14 protein-coding genes are annotated in these 14828 nt (G+C 67.0%); 9 read left to right on the forward strand and 5 right to left on the reverse strand.

All coding sequences use genetic code 11. The features are described 5' to 3' along the window. Positions 1 to 31: 31 nt before the first annotated feature. From MY55_RS04760 to MY55_RS04775, 4 genes are read right to left on the reverse strand one after another with little or no spacing between them, the layout of a single operon-like run. Positions 32 to 835, reverse strand: coding sequence for a penicillin-binding protein activator LpoB (locus MY55_RS04760; protein WP_152681999.1), 804 nt, complete (start codon positions 833 to 835; stop codon positions 32 to 34). A gap of 59 nt (positions 836 to 894) precedes the next feature. Next, positions 895 to 1497: a penicillin-binding protein activator LpoB gene (lpoB, locus tag MY55_RS04765; protein ID WP_043577983.1), complete on the reverse strand. Its 603-nt coding sequence runs from the start codon at positions 1495 to 1497 to the stop codon at positions 895 to 897. A gap of 21 nt (positions 1498 to 1518) precedes the next feature. Further along, entirely contained in the window at positions 1519 to 1902 is a 384-nt protein-coding gene (locus MY55_RS04770; RefSeq protein ID WP_157889262.1) for a YcfL family putative periplasmic lipoprotein, read from the reverse strand. Between the two features lie 18 nt (positions 1903 to 1920). Further along, complete coding sequence (locus MY55_RS04775; protein WP_052258202.1) at positions 1921 to 3315, reverse strand: COG3014 family protein; 1395 nt, start codon at positions 3313 to 3315, stop codon at positions 1921 to 1923. A 326-nt stretch (positions 3316 to 3641) separates the two neighbouring features. Here MY55_RS04775 and mpl point away from each other — a divergent pair, with 326 nt between their 5' ends. Continuing rightward, complete coding sequence (mpl, locus tag MY55_RS04780) at positions 3642 to 5012, forward strand: UDP-N-acetylmuramate:L-alanyl-gamma-D-glutamyl-meso-diaminopimelate ligase (RefSeq protein ID WP_065202043.1); 1371 nt, start codon at positions 3642 to 3644, stop codon at positions 5010 to 5012. 66 nt (positions 5013 to 5078) lie between these two features. On the opposite strand, the gene MY55_RS04785 is transcribed toward mpl, so the two are convergent. After that, positions 5079 to 6014 carry a PAS domain-containing protein gene (locus tag MY55_RS04785; protein WP_043577978.1) on the reverse strand — a complete coding sequence of 312 codons (936 nt, stop codon included), beginning with the start codon at positions 6012 to 6014 and terminating at the stop codon, positions 5079 to 5081. A 499-nt stretch (positions 6015 to 6513) separates the two neighbouring features. Between MY55_RS04785 and MY55_RS04790 the strand changes: the two genes are divergently transcribed. The 8 genes from MY55_RS04790 to MY55_RS04825 all read left to right on the forward strand — a co-directional run bounded on the left by MY55_RS04790 (position 6514) and on the right by MY55_RS04825 (position 14822). Continuing rightward, entirely contained in the window at positions 6514 to 7833 is a 1320-nt protein-coding gene (locus tag MY55_RS04790) for a sodium-dependent transporter (RefSeq protein WP_065202044.1), read from the forward strand. Positions 7834 to 7919: 86 nt separating this feature from the next. Further along, positions 7920 to 8621, forward strand: a complete 702-nt coding sequence (locus MY55_RS04795; RefSeq protein ID WP_053006638.1) for a substrate-binding periplasmic protein — start codon at positions 7920 to 7922, stop codon at positions 8619 to 8621. A 66-nt stretch (positions 8622 to 8687) separates the two neighbouring features. Further along, the gene (locus tag MY55_RS04800; RefSeq protein WP_047244378.1) at positions 8688 to 9926 is read left to right on the forward strand and encodes a DUF1615 domain-containing protein; all 1239 of its coding nucleotides are present in this window, start codon (positions 8688 to 8690) and stop codon (positions 9924 to 9926) included. Between the two features lie 143 nt (positions 9927 to 10069). Further along, on the forward strand, positions 10070 to 10522 hold the full coding sequence (locus MY55_RS04805) for a (2Fe-2S)-binding protein (RefSeq protein WP_043578156.1): 453 nt from the start codon (positions 10070 to 10072) through the stop codon (positions 10520 to 10522). 9 nt (positions 10523 to 10531) lie between these two features. After that, positions 10532 to 12700: a xanthine dehydrogenase family protein molybdopterin-binding subunit gene (locus MY55_RS04810; protein ID WP_047249115.1), complete on the forward strand. Its 2169-nt coding sequence runs from the start codon at positions 10532 to 10534 to the stop codon at positions 12698 to 12700. 10 nt (positions 12701 to 12710) lie between these two features. After that, positions 12711 to 13256 carry a hypothetical protein gene (locus tag MY55_RS04815; protein WP_146008466.1) on the forward strand — a complete coding sequence of 182 codons (546 nt, stop codon included), beginning with the start codon at positions 12711 to 12713 and terminating at the stop codon, positions 13254 to 13256. 7 nt (positions 13257 to 13263) lie between these two features. Next, positions 13264 to 14256 (forward strand): XdhC family protein, encoded by a 993-nt coding sequence (locus tag MY55_RS04820; RefSeq protein WP_043577965.1) that lies wholly within the window; start codon positions 13264 to 13266, stop codon positions 14254 to 14256. After that, complete coding sequence (locus tag MY55_RS04825) at positions 14253 to 14822, forward strand: nucleotidyltransferase family protein (protein WP_065202092.1); 570 nt, start codon at positions 14253 to 14255, stop codon at positions 14820 to 14822. The genes MY55_RS04820 and MY55_RS04825 overlap by 4 nt, the downstream gene beginning before the upstream one ends. Positions 14823 to 14828: the final 6 nt, after the last annotated feature.

The following is a 14828-nucleotide window of genomic DNA, read 5'->3' on the forward strand; positions in this document are numbered from 1 at the left end:
GCCGCGGGCTTTTTTCATGCCGGCCGCTGGCTTATTTGGCCGGCGCGGCTGGGGTGAGCACCATCACTTCTTCCTGCGGCGCGGCGTACGTCGGCTGGCGGGCGTCGGCGTAGCCGCCGTTGTCGCGCATGGTTCCCAGCGCGCCGAATTGCTCGGTGATCTGTTCGACCACGTTATGGCCCAGCGACTTGGACACTTCGGACACGATCTTGCCGTTGTTGGGGTTGAGGACGGCGCCTTGCTCGCCGACCAGCTTGACGTCGGAGCCGGCTCCCATCGCGCTGAACGCCGCCTTCACCGCGTAGGTCTTGGTGTTTACCAGGCTGAAGTCCGCCACCAGCTGCATATTGCGCGACAAGGACACCGTGGAGGTGCCGGCGATGGGGTTGGCGTCGTCCTGCACGTCGATGTTGGAGACGGTGCCGAACAGCACGTAATCGGCGCCGCGGAACTCGCCGCGCTTGATGCGGGCGATCACGTCGAACAGCGTTTCGTTGTTCTTGGAGGGCCGATAGCCCTGGGCTTCCACCAGCTGCACGGTGCGCAGCTTCAGCAGCTCGCCCTTGATGTCGGCGTTGAAGCGGCGCATTTCGCCGCGGTCGATGCGGACCTTGGTGCCTTCCACTTCCAGATAGCGGTTGCTGCTGGAGGCGGCGGCGTAGTTGCGGTTGGCGTTGAAGCTGTCGTCGCTGGAGGCGGCGGTCAGGTGGAAGTATTCTTCCACTTTTTCTTCGTAGGCGAGATTGGCGACGGTGATTTTGAGGGCGGCGGCGCCGGCCAGCGTCGGCAGCACGAGGAGGGCCGCGGCCAGGCTTTTCAATAAGATTTTTGGCATGGAAATGTCAGTCTGCAGAAGGCCGGGCTTCCGTGGGAGGCCCGGCCGGAAAACAAGGATCAGCGGCGGGAGGTCTTGCGGATTTCCTGCTCGTCGGCCCATACCAGCTCGCCGGTTTCGTTGTCCACCAGCTCCAGGCTGAGCTTGTAGTACACGTCCTTGACGTCGCTGTTCTTCTTGACGATGGAGGAGATGCCGCCGGTCAGGCGGTAGTCGGCGCCGACCATCTTGCCTATCTTCTTGCTCTTGCTCTTGTCGTACAGGCCGGACTGGTTCTGGCGCATCAATTCCTGGGTCTGGCCTTCCATGTGGGCCACGTCGGCGACGAAGCGCACGGTGCCGGCCTTCATCAGCTGCACGCGGATCGATTTGGTGATTTCGGCGGTGTCGATGTATTCGCTGGTCTTGTTCTGCACGTCGGCCAGGGTCAGGCGCTTGCCGCGGATGACCGGCACCTGCACCAGCGAGCGGGTCATGCTTTCCGCCAGGCGCTGCAGGTCGGTGGAGCCGAATTCATTGCTGACCAGTTCCACCGCCTTGCTGTCGCCGTAGCTGACGGAGCCGTCGCCCAGCGTCGGCGAGTTGGTCTGGGCGCAGCCGGACAGGGCGGCGATGGCGAGGGCGCACAGGGCGGAGCGGGTCAGATTGCGGGCATTCATCATGGGTATCCTTGACTTGCGGAATTAACGGAAAAGATTGACGGAGTTGTCGGGGCTCTGCAGTTCCAGGCGGAAGTCGGCGGCCTGCGGCGTGGGGGCGACGGTCTGGATGGATTTGCGCTCCAGGCCCTGGAGCTGCAGCTGCTTCCAGGTTTCCTCGGCGCCGGTTTGCATGCCGCTGCCATCCAGCCATTTGAAGCGGTAGAACAGCATCTGCTGCTTGGTGGCGCTGTTGGACAGCTCGGCCTGGACGTTGAGGAAGTCGTTGCGCTTGACGACGCGTGCGGACTCCACCTTGATGTTGTCCATTTTCCCCAGCGTTTCCAGTTTGCTTTCCAGCCCGTCGGCATGGCAGAGCGGGGCCGCGGCCAGCGCGGCCAGGAGCAGACAACGACGGATGTGACGCATGTTCATGGTGTTCCTGAATTAAATGCCGGCGGTTTTCACTGCGGCTGCCGGCGGTTGCTTGCCGCCTTGGGGCGGGATGACGGTTTGTTCGAACAGGCGCAGCGGCACGATGGCGTGGCTGCCGGAGATATCCAGCTCGACCTGGCGTTCGCCGCTCGGGGTGGGCACGCTGACGCTGTAGCGGCCCGGCTTGAGGTTGACGCGGCCGATGGCGATGCGGGCGGGCAGGGTGCTCCAGGCGCGCTCGTCGGATTGCTCGGTCAGCACGGTGGCGGTGATGCCAGCGAGCGAACCCAGCGCGCCGAACTGGTCGCCCAGCTCTTTCTGCGCCAGCCCTTTGGCGACGGCGCGCACGGTGCTGCGCATGATGATGCCGGGCATCTCGTCGCGCAGCGCGCGGCGGGCCATGGCGTCGAAATTGCTGATCGGCGTCAGCGCGACCGGCTTGTCTCCCACCTGCAAGGCCAGCGGCTGGTAGCTGTGGCCGGGCATGATCACCGGGAAGGCGATCTGGGTGATGATGGGCTTGCCGTCCAGGCTGAACGGCATCGGAATGGCCAGCGAGGTGCGGGTGGGGATCAGCCCGCTTTCCACCACGAACAAGACGTCGGTGCCAGCGGCTTTCTGGGCGATGCGGCTGTTCAGGCCTTTCAGGCCTTGCTCCAGCAGCGGCATGTTGGGGCGCAGCTCGATGGCTTTGCGGTAGCCGGCGGAGGCGAGGGAGGGCTCGCGCAGCGACTCGAAGATGTAGCCGGCGAGGTAGTGGCTGAAGGCGCTCTGATAACCGTTCTTCAGGTTCAGGACTTCCGGGTCGTCCAGGGTTTCGACCGGATAGCCTTGCAGATCCTTGAAGGTGGTCTGGACGTTGTTCTCTTTCGCCTCCTCTTCCACCTTGTCGTACTCTTTTTCGTGCAGGCTGGCGATCAGCGCTTCGCGCTCGTAGGTTTTCTTGATTTCGGTGCGGGCGCCGGCGTAGTTGCCGGACAGCGCGTGATCCAGCGTCAGCATGGTGCTGAGCATCACTTTCTCATAGTCTTCGCCGTCGTAGCGCCGGACCTTGTCGTTGATCAGCAGGCTGCCGGCGGTTTCCGCCGCCTTGGATGTGGTGAGCTTGGATTCCTCTTCCCAGACGCGGATCTTTTCATCCGCCTTCAGCCAGGCGTCCACGCTGCCTTGCAGATCGCCCTTCAGCCGCAGCAACTGCCCCTTCTCCAGGTGATAGAGCAGGTCTTTGTCTTCGCTGCTGTTGTTGGCCTCGACGCTGGCCAGCGCATCGTCGATGCGGCCTTCGTTGGCGGCGGCCAGAGCGGTTTTCATTTCGCCTTGATAGCTGCGCATCGAGCCGCAGGCGCTGAGCGAGGCGGCCAGGCCGATGATGAGCACGGAATTGGCCAGTTTGGATTTGCGTTTCATCTTGTCTTTGGCTGTTGTTTTCGAGAGGGAAGATCGGCGGTCGACCCGGCAAGAAAGGCGGTTGCGGCGGCGAGGAGAGGGTTTCAGACGCGGAATTGCCGGATATCAGGCAGGCGGCGAAGCTTGCGCTCCAGAGTATTTGTCGCAGAGGTGACTTTATTTGCCAGGATAGTTCAAAAATTAATAATGTTAATTGTTAATAATTTTTAAGTCAAAAAGAATATTCTTACGTCCTGCCGAGAGCAGGCTGGCGGCGCGGCGTTTTCGCGGCATGGCGTTTCAGCTATCCTAGCAACTTTGTCCTGAACGCCTTACTGACCGACACCATGCACATCCACATCCTGGGTATCTGCGGTACCTTCATGGGCGGCATCGCCGCCATCGCCAAACAGGCCGGCCACAAGGTGACCGGCTGCGACGCCAACGTCTACCCGCCGATGAGCACCCAGCTGGAGGAGATGGGCATAGCCCTGACCCAAGGCTTCGGCGCGGAGCAGATCGAACTGAACCCGGACGTGTACGTGATCGGCAACGTGGTGACGCGCGGCAAGCCCTTGATGGAGGAAATCCTCAATCGCGGCTTGCCTTACATCTCCGGCCCGCAATGGCTGGCGGAGAACGTGCTGCAGGACAAATGGGTGCTGGCGGTGGCCGGCACTCACGGCAAGACCACCACCAGCTCCATGCTGGCGTGGATACTGGAAGACGCCGGCCTGGCTCCGGGCTTTTTGATCGGCGGCATCCCGGAGAATTTCGGCGTGTCGGCGCGCTTGCCGGGCAAGCCGGCGCTGGATCCGGCCAGCGTCAGCCCCTTTTTCGTGATCGAGGCCGACGAGTACGACACCGCCTTCTTCGACAAGCGCTCCAAGTTCGTCCATTACCGGCCGCGCACCGCCATCCTGAACAATCTGGAATTCGACCACGCCGACATTTTCGCCGACCTGGCCGCGATCGAAACCCAATTCCACCACCTGGTGCGCACCATTCCCGGCAACGGCCGCATCGTCAGCAACGGCCGCGAGGCCAATCTGGAGCGCGTGCTGGAGCGCGGCTGCTGGACGCCGGTGGAGCGCTTCGGCGCGGACGCCGGTTGGCAGCTGGGCGAGCTGCATGAGGACGGCGGTTTCGATGTGCTGCTTAACGGCCAGATGCAGGGCACGGTGCGTTGGGGACTAATGGGCGAGCACAACCGCCTGAACGCCGTCGCCGCCATCGCCGCCGCCCGCCATGCCGGCGTGGCGGTGAAAGATGCGATAGACGCCTTGTCGCGTTTCGCCAACGTCAAGCGCCGGATGGAAGTGAAGGGCGTGGCGGGCGGTGTAACCGTTTACGACGACTTCGCCCACCATCCGACCGCCATCGCCACCACGCTGGAAGGCCTGCGCCGCAAGGTGGGCCAGGCGCGCATCCTGGCGGTGCTGGAGCCGCGCTCCAACACCATGAAGCTGGGCACGATGAAAGACGCGCTGCCGGGTTCGCTGGCGCTGGCCGACCAGGTGTTCTGCTCGGCTGCGGGCCTCAACTGGAATCCGGGCGAGGCGCTGGAGGCGATGGGCGCCAAGGCGCAAACCTTCACCGACTTCGATGCGCTGATCGACGCCATCGTCGCCGCGGCCCGGCCGGGCGACCATGTGCTGGTGATGAGCAACGGCGGTTTCGGCGGCATCCACCAGAAGCTGCTGGACCGGCTGGCCTAAGCCATCTTCACGTAAAAAAACCGCCCGGGCGACGCCGCCGGGCGGTTTTTTTGCGCGCGCCGCCGTTCAGGGCAGCTTGATGATGTAGTTGGCGCCGCCTTCGCGCGCTTTTCCCTGCGCCTGCTGCAGCCGCTCCAGCATCGGGGCGGGGCTGGTTTCGGTCGGGCGCAGCGCGCTCAGGCCGACGCAGGCCGCGGCCTGGTGTTCCGCGCCCTGATAGACGAAGGTGAGCTGGCGCAACGACTTGATCAGCCGCCGGCCCATTTCATTGGCGCCGCTCATCGGCGTGTTGGGCAGCAGGATGATGAAGGCGTTGGCGCTGCGGCGCGCCACCAGGTCGCTGTCGCGGGCGTTTTGCAGGCACAGGCTGCCGGCCAGTCGGATCAGATGGGCGTAGGCCGAACCGTCGTCCTGGTCGGGCACCATTTCCGGCGCGTTGACCAGTTCCAGCGTCAAGCCCGACAGCGGGCCGCCATAGCGGCGGGCGCGGCTGGTTTCGGCGTTGGCGACGGCCAGCAGCCGGTGCATGCCGGCGACGCCGGTCAGCTTGTCCTCGTCGTCGGTTTGGCCGCCTTCTTCCTTCAGTGTCTTGACAATGCTCAGCGAGCGCTCCACCAGCTGGCGTTCAAAGTCCAGCAGCTGCCCCATCACCTTGGCCTCGGTGCGGTCGGAAAAGCTGAATACCAGCATCGGGCGGTCGTTGAGGCTCACCTTGCGCACCGACAGCTGCGCTTCGAAATCGCGGCCGCTGGCGGTGCGCAGCTGCATGCCGCGGTTGTAGATCATGTTGTCGCTGCCCAGCTCGGCGCGGATGCCGGCTGCCAGTTCCGGATCCTGGATGAAGTCGAAGATGGAGCGGTCCAGCAGTTCGTCGTGGGGACAGGCGAGCAGGATGCAGGCCAACTGGTTGGCGGATGCGATGCGGCCATCGTCCGGAGACGCCACGATCAGGCAACCCTGGACGGTGTCGATGAAAGGCTGGAGCGCCTGGAACGTAACCATGACTTCAACTCCTGTGGCGGACGAGGAGGGTTTTTCGCGCAGGGCGCCCGTTGGGCATTACGTGCTTTTACTTAATCTTATTCCTAGTTGGCACAGATTTCACGGTCAGGTGTTCATGCTGAATGGAAATTTTCCATGTCGTTCGGGTAATGTGCCAAGGTCGGGCCTTAATTTGGTAGATACCACCCGCAATCGTGTTACATTTTGAAACGTATCGCAGGATCTGCGATGAGGACCGGCGCGTTTCGCCACCCCAGAAACGCCGGTAGCCGCCGTTGAACCGACGGCCTCCTCTCCCGGCTCCGTCTTCCCGAGTCCCTGCCTGCCGGCAACGCGCCGCGGGAGGAGAGGACGCCATCAGACATCCGCGCCAGGCTGCAAACCGGCCGGGACGGATATCGGCACCCAAGCTTTTCCCGCTCGGACGGAACGCGTTTTCGCGCGCCGCGGGCGCGGCATGCGCTTTCAAAAAACCAATACGACAAAGAAGTGACAGGACATGGCTAGATCTCAATGGGGCTCGCGCCTCGGTTTCATTCTCGCGGCGGCCGGCTCCGCCATCGGGCTGGGCGCCATCTGGAAGTTTCCCTACGTGGCCGCCACCAACGGCGGCGGCGCGTTTTTGTTCATCTACCTCGGCATCTGCCTGACGCTGGGGCTGGTGCTGATGCTGGCGGAAATGGCGCTGGGACGCGCCACCGGCGCCGGCGCGGTCGGCGCTTTCCGCAAGGTGGCCGGCGGCTTCTGGCCGGTGATCGGCTATATGGGCGTGCTGGTGTGCTTTTTGATTTTGTCGTTCTACAGCGTGGTAGGCGGTTGGACCATCGCCTACATCGTCAAGTCGCTGCAGGGCGGCATCATGACATCCGACCCCAAGGCGCTAGGCGCCATTTTCAACGGCTTCATCAGCGATCCGGCGCAGCCGCTGCTGTATCACGGCGGCTTCGCGCTGCTGACGCTGGCGGTGGTGGCCGGCGGCGTGCAGAAGGGCATCGAGGCGCTGTCCAAGCTGCTGATGCCGGCGCTGTTCGCGCTGATGCTGGTGCTGATCGCGCGCGGGCTGACGCTGCCGGGCGCGCTGGAGGGCGTCGGCTACTTCGTCGCGCCGGACTTCTCCAAGGCGAGCGCCGCCATGCTGGTGGACGCGCTGGGGCTGGCCTTCTTCTCGCTGTCGCTGGGCCTGGGCATCATGATCACCTACGGCTCCTATGTCGGCCGCGAATCCAAGCTGCTGGGTTCGGCGCTGTGGGTGATCCTGCTGACGGTGGCGACCTGCTTCCTGGCCGGCCTGATGGTGCTGCCGGCGGTGTTCGCCTTCGGCTTCGACCCGTCCGCCGGTCCCGGCCTCACTTTCATCACCATGCCGGCGGTGTTCGCCCACCTGCCGCTGGGGCAATTGTTCGCGGTGCTGTTCTTCTGCCTGCTGCTGCTGGCGGCGCTGACGTCCTCCGTTTCGCTGCTGGAGGTGGTGACCAGCTTCGCCATCGACGAATGGGGCATGTCGCGCCGCGCCGCCGCCTGGCTGATGGCCGCCGGCATCTTCCTGCTGGGCATTCCGGCTTCGCTGTCGCTGGGCGTGTGGGGCGATTACCAGCTGGGCGGGATGAATTTCTTCGATCTGCTGGATTTCGTCACCTCCAAGCTGCTGATGCCGGCCGGAGAATTGTTGCTGGCGCTGTTCGTCGGCTGGAAGGCCTGGCCGGTGGTGAAGGCCGAGCTGTCGTCCGGCCGCTCGCCGCGGGCGATGCAGTGCATGCGCGGCTTCTGCATGGCGCTGGCGCCGCTGCTGATAGGCTGGATCATGGCGGCTGGCATCTAAGCGGATAGGTGGAAAAGGGACAACGGGAGGCGCGAGCCTCCCGTTTTGCTATGGTTCAGACTGTGCGAACCCGGCGGAGCGGCGAAATGCGGTGGATGGGGCTGTTGCTGTTCGGCCTGCTGGCCGGCGCGCCTCGCGCGGAAACATTGCAGGTGCTGACCACCCAGATTCCCGGGGTGATCGCGCTGGCGGCCGACGGCGTCACCATGGAGGGCACCGGCATCGACCTGATGCGCGAGGTGGGGCGCCGCGCCGGCGTCGATTTCCGCTTCGCCGCCTATCCGCAGGCGCGGGCCCGGCTGCTGGTGGAGCAGCAGGTCGACGCCTGCTCGCCGATGGCGCGGCTGCCGGAACTGGGCGAGCGTTACAAGTGGACCGCCACGCTGCTGCCGATGCGGCTGGTGCTGCTGGCGCGCGATGGTGACGCCCGCCGGCTGCGCAGCCTGGATGAGGCGCGCGGTTTGCGGATAGGCGCGATGCGCGGCACCATGGCGGCGGCGCGGCTGAGGGCGCGCGGGCTGGCGCCGGAGGAGAGCGCCGATTATTTCGGCGGGCTGGAGAAGCTGCAATTGGGCCGGCTGGACCTGTGGGCGATGCTGGACGTCGGCGTGGCGTCGCTGGCGCGGCGGCTGGGCATGCCGCAGCCGCGGGTGGCGCTGGTGCTGGACACGCTGGATGTGGCCTTGGCCTGCAACCGCAAGCTGGATGACGCGGTGCTGGCGCGCTTGGACCGCGCCATCGCCTCCATGCATCAGGACGGCAGCATCAATCATTTCGACCTGCGTTGAGCCGGCGCATGCCAAACGCGCCCGGGCTGGGCTACACTGCCGCTTTGCCCGTTTTGCGAGACCGCCTTGAAAGTCCGTCTGACACTGTTATCCGGCTGCCTGCTGCTGGCCGCTTGCGCCACGCCGCCGAATCCCGCCTCCGCTCCCGCTCCCATCGTCGCGCCGGTTCCGGAAGAGCCGGCCTCCGCGCCGGCGGTGGAAACACTGCCGCAAACGCCGCCGCCGGCCTCGGCGCCAGTGCAGGTGCCGTCGCTGCCCATCGCCCGGCCGGTGCAGCCGCCCGCCGTCATTTCCGACAGCCAGGGCCGCGCTTTGCTGGACCGGCTGCTGCCGCCGGGCATCCCCGACCGCAAGGGCTGGAGCAATGACGTGATGGGCGCGTTCAGCCATCTGAAGATTCCGTACACGCCGCAGTTCTTCTGCGCGGTGCTGGCGGTGGCGGAGCAGGAGTCCGGCTTCAGCTCCGATCCGGTGGTGCCGAATCTGTCCAAGATCGTTTGGGGCGAGATTGACCAGCGCCGGCAGAAATACCTGATACCGTCTTTCGTGGTGGACGCGGCGATGAGCAAGAAATCGCCCGACGGCCGTACCTACAAGCAGCGGGTGGACGCGCTGCGCACCAAGCGCGAAATGAACGCGCTGTATGAAGACATGGTGCGCGAGCTGCCGTTCGGCCAGACCATCTTCGAGCACAAGAACCCGATCCGCGACGGCGGGCCGATGCAGGTCAGCGTCGCCTTCGCCGAAACCCACGTCCGCGCCTGGCCGTATCCGTACAACTATTCCAGCCTGCGCGACGAAGTGTTCACCCGCCGCGGCAGCGTCTACTTCGGCACCGCCATCCTGCTGCAATACCCGGCGCCGTATCATGAAATGGTGTACCGTTTCGCCGACTACAACGCCGGCCGCTACGCCAGCCGCAACGCCGCCTTCCAGCAGGCGGTGGCCCGCCTGTCCGGCCGCAAGCTGGCGCTGGACGGCGACATCATGCTGTATTCCGACAAGATGAACCGCGTGCTGTCCGGCGCGGTCAGCGACACCCAGCGCGCGCTGCAGTCCATCGCCGGCCGGCTGGGGATGAGCAATGCGGAAATGCAGCGCGATCTGCAGCAGGAGAAGCTGTCCGGCTTCGGCCAGAGCCAGCTGTACCAGAAGGTGTTCGCGCTGGCCGGCCCCAAGGCCCCGCGCGAGATCATTCCGCAGATCGTGCTGGTCAGCCCCAAGTTCACCCACAAGCTCACCACCGAGTGGTTCGCGCGCCGCGTCGACGGCCGCTACCAGCGCTGCCTGCAGCGGGGAGGCTGAGCCCCGCCGGCTTGAGTCCGCACCGATAGCGCCTATAGTGATTGCAGCGGCGCCGCGGCGGGAAACCGCGCGGCGCCGGTTCGCATCCGGACGGCGGCCGTTTCCTGGCCGTCGTCTCGCGTTTTTCGGAACGGGAGGCAGGCATGAAGGTTTCCATCAACGGCAAGGAGGTGGAGCTGGGCTCCTCTCCGGACACGCCCATCCTGTGGGCATTGCGCGACGAACTGGGCCTGACCGGCACCAAGTTCGGCTGCGGCGCGGCGCTGTGCGGCGCCTGTACGGTGCTGAAGAATGGCCTGGCGATACGCGCCTGCGTGACGCCCATCTCCACGCTGGCCGCCGATGACAGCATCACCACCATAGAAGGCAACGCCGGCAAGGTGGCGCAGGCGGTGAAGCAGGCCTGGCACGATCTGGACGTGGTGCAATGCGGCTTCTGCCAGAGCGGCCAGGTGCTGGCCGCCACCGCCTTGCTCAGCGCCAACCCCCATCCCAGCGACCGCGACATCGACCTGGCCCTCAGCGGCAATCTGTGCCGCTGCGGCACCTATCCCCGCATCCGCGCGGCGATCCACGCCGCCGCCAAACTGTTATAGGAGGCCGAGATGAGCGTAAGCGGAATCTCCCGCCGCGCCTTTCTCAAGGCCGGCGGCATGGTGGGCGGCGCCTTGTGCCTGGGTTTCGTGCTGCCGAACGGCGGGCTGGCGCGGGCGGCCGGCGCGGGCGGCGCCATCCCGACGCCGAATGCCTTCGTCCGCATCGAGAAGGACGGCGGCGTCACCATCGTCAGCAACAAGTCGGAAATGGGGCAGGGCATCTACACCTCGCTGGCGATGCTGATCGCCGAGGAGCTGGAGTGCGACTGGAGCCGGATCCAGGTGGTGTCGGCGCCGGCGGCGCCCATCTACGTCCATACCGCCTTCCATATCCAGATCACCGGCGGCAGCACCAGCACGCTGTCCAGCTACGACCAGTACCGCAAGATAGGCGCCGCCGCGCGCGACATGCTGATAGCCGCCGCCGCCCAGCGCTGGCGCGTGCCTGCCGCGCAATGCCGCGCCGAAAACAGCCGGGTGTTCAATAACGCCAACGGCGCCAGCCTGGGCTACGGCGAGCTGACCGAGGCCGCCGGCAAGCTGCCGGTGCCGGACACGGTGGCGCTGAAGCCGCGCCATCGCTGGAAGCTGCTGGGCACCCGCGTGCATCGGGTGGACGGCGGCGAGAAGCTGGACGGCCGCGCGCAGTTCGCGATGGATGTCCGCCTGCCCGGCATGCTGACGGCGCTGGTCAAGCGCTGCCCCAGCTACGGCGGCAAGCCCAAGGGCTTCAATGCCGACGCGGCCAGGGCGGTGCCCGGCGTCAAGGCCGTGTTCGCGATCAGCAACGGCGTCGCGGTGCTGGCCGATGGCTTCTGGCCGGCCAAGAAGGCGCGCGACCTGCTGGAAGTTGAGTGGGACCGCGGCGCCAACGCCAGCCTGGATTCGGCCCGGCTGCGCGCCCACTACCGCGAACTGGCGTCGCGGCCCGGCCAGCATTACCGCGGCGTCGGCGACGCCGATTCCGCATTGGCCGGCGCGGCCAAGCAACTGGAGGCCTGGTACGAGGCGCCGTATCTGTCGCATTCGCCGATGGAGCCGCTCAATTGCGTGGTCTGGCTGAAGCCGGGCAGCTGCGAAATCTGGAGCGGCACCCAGTCGCAGACCATAGACGCCGGCATGGCGGCGGCGATGACCGGGCTGAAGCCGGAGCAGGTTTCGCTGCATACCACCTTTCTTGGCGGCGGTTTCGGCCGGCGCGCGGTGCCGGTGGGATCCGATTGGCTGAGAGAGGCGCTGGAAGTGGCCAAGCAACATGGTCAGGATCTGCCGGTGCGGCTGATGTGGACCCGCGACGACGATCTGGCCGGCGCCTATTACCGGCCGATGTGGCTGGACCGCGTGCGCGGCGGCATAGCCGCGGACGGCAAGCCGGCCGCCTGGCTGCAGACCGGCGTCGGCCAGTCCATTCTGGCCGGCACGCCGTTCGCGCCGATGATGGTGAAGAACGGCATCGACGCGGTATCGGTGGAGGGCACCGACGACATGCCCTACGCGCTGCCGGCGCTGGCGCTGGACCTGCATACGCCGGAGATTCCGCTGCCGGTGCTGTGGTGGCGCTCGGTCGGCCATTCGCACAGCGCCTTCGCCAAGGAAAGCTTCATCGACGAGCTGGCGCGGCTGGCGCGCCGCGACCCGGTGGCCTACCGGCTGGCGCTGATGGACAAGGCGCCGCGCGAGCAGGCGGTGCTGCGCGAGGCGGCGCGGATGGCCGGCTGGGGCCGCAAGCTGCCCAAGGGCCACGGCCTGGGGGCGGCGGTGCATGCCTCCTTCGGCAGCCATGTTGCCCAGGTGGTGGAGGTGGCGGTGAAGGGCAAGGAATTGAAAGTGCTGCATGTCTGGTGCGCGGTGGATTGCGGGGTTGTGGTCAATCCCGACCAGGTGGCCGCGCAGATGGAGGGCGGCATCATGTTCGGCCTGTCGGCGGCGCTGTTCGGCGCAATCACCTTCAAGGACGGCGAAGTCGAGCAGAAAAACTTCGACGGCTACCAGATCGTCAGGATGTTCCAGGCGCCGAAGGTGGATGTCTCCATCGTCGCCAGCGACGAAGCGCCGGGCGGCACCGGCGAGCCGGCGGTGCCGCTGGTGGCGCCGGCGCTGGCCAACGCCGTCCACGCGGCGTCGGGCAAGCGGCGGCGCGAGCTGCCGCTGATCCGCCACGGCTATCAGATGGTATGAGGAGGCGGCCATGAGAAAAACCATGATCCTGGGCTGGGCGCTGGCGGCCGCTTTGCCGGCAGCCTGGGCGGGCGGCGACCCGTCGGCGTCGCTGCGGGCCTATGGCGAAGTGGCCAAGGTGCTGCAGTCGCCGCGCTGCATGAACTGCCACACCGTCACCGACTTTCCGCGCCAGGGCGACGACCGCCATCCGCACGCGCAGCTGATCCGGCGCGGGCCGGACAATATGGGCGCGCCGTCGCTGATGTGCATGGCCTGCCACCAGGCGGCCAACTCCGCCGACGGCCTGGTGCCGGGCGCGCCCAACTGGCATCTGGCGCCGCTGGCGATGGGCTGGGAAGGCCTGAGCGGCGGGCAGATCTGCCGGCGGCTGCTGGACAAGACGCGCAACGGCAACCGCGACGTTCCGGCGCTGGTGGCGCACATGACCGCCGATCCGCTGGTGCAATGGGCATGGAAGCCCGGCGCCGGCCGCGCGACGCCGCCCCTGTCGCAGCAGGACTTCCATGCGGCGGTGCGGCGTTGGGCGGACAGCGGCGCTTATTGCCCGCGCTGAGGCCGCCATGCAAGGCAATGTCGAGGAAGTGCTGAGCCAGGCGCTGTCCTGGCTGGAGTCCGGCCGGCGCGCCGCTTTGGTGACGGTGCTGTCCACCTTCGGCGGCAGCCCCAGGCCGCCGGGGGCGATGGCGCTGATCCGCGACGACGGCGCGGTGTTCGGCTCGGTGTCCGGCGGCTGCGTCGAGGATGACCTGGGGCGGGAGATCGTCGCCGGCGGCTTTTTCGGCCGGGAGACGGCGGTGCGGGTGCGCAGCTTCGGCGTCAGCGTCGAGGAGCGCCAGCGCTACCGGCTGCCCTGCGGCAACAGCCTGCGGGTGGCGGTGGAGCCGGCGCCGGACGCGGGCCAGCTGCGCCTGTTGCTGGACGCGGTGCGCGCGCAGCGCTGCCTGTGGCGGACGGTGCGCTACCGCGACGGCGCGGCAGCGTTGTCCGACGCCGGCCCGCCGGGCGAGTTCGCCGAGGACGAACAAGGCTTCGGCGTGTTGCACGGACCGCGCTGGCGGCTGCTGATCATCGGCGCGTCGGAGCTGGGCGCCTATCTGGCGCAGATCGCGGTGACGCTGGATTACGCGGTGACGGTGTGCGATCCGCGCAGCGAATACAGCCAAGGCTGGAGCCTGTCCGGCGCGCGTCTGTCCGGCGAGATGCCGGACGACCTGGTGCTGGCTTTCGGCTGCGACAGCCGCACCGCGGTGGTGGCGGTCACGCATGATCCCAAGCTGGATGACCTGGCGTTGATGGAGGCGCTCAGGCTGCCCTGCCATTACGTCGGCGCGCTGGGTTCTGCCGCCACCACCCTGAAGCGCAAGGCGCGGCTGGCCGAGCACTTCGGCCTGTCGCCGGCGCAGCTGGAGCGGCTGCACGGCCCGGTGGGGCTGGCTATAGGCTCGCGCACGCCGGCCGAGATCGCCGTCTCCATCGCCGCCGACCTGATCGCCAGCCGCAGCGAGCGCGCGCGGCCGGGCGTCGCCGGCGCGGCGCGGACTTGCCGCGCATGATAGCCGGGGCCATGCTGGCGGCCGGAGCGGGGCGGCGCTTCGGCGGCGACAAGCGGCAGGCCGCGCTGCCGGATGGCCGCACGCTGCTGGAAGCCAGCCTGCAGGCTTTCGTCGGCCAGGTGGACGTATTGGCGGTGGCGCTGCCGGAGGACGACGCCTTCGGCGCCGCGCTGTGCCGCCAGTTGGGCGCGACGCCGCTGGCCTGCCGGCTCAATCGCGCCGGCCTTGGCCATTCGCTGGCCTGCGCCGCCGCCTGGGCGCTGGCGCTGCCGCAATGCCGCGGCCTGGTGCTGGGCCTGGCGGACATGCCGCTGGTGCGGCCGCACACCGTCAGCCAGGTGGCGGCGGCGCTGTGGCACGGCCGGCCGGTGCTGCCCTGCTACCTGGGCCAGGCCGGCCATCCGCGCGGCCTGCCCGGCGCGTGCCTGCCGGCTTTGCTCGATCTGTCCGGAGACATCGGCGCGCGCGACGCGCTGGACTGGAGCCAGGCGTTGCGGCTGGAGCTGGACGACGCCGGCGTGCTGCTGGATATCGATACGCCGGAGGATCTGCTCCGGCTGGGCTGATCCGCG

This window comes from Chromobacterium subtsugae (assembly GCF_001676875.1).
GTDB classification, from domain to species: domain Bacteria; phylum Pseudomonadota; class Gammaproteobacteria; order Burkholderiales; family Chromobacteriaceae; genus Chromobacterium; species Chromobacterium subtsugae.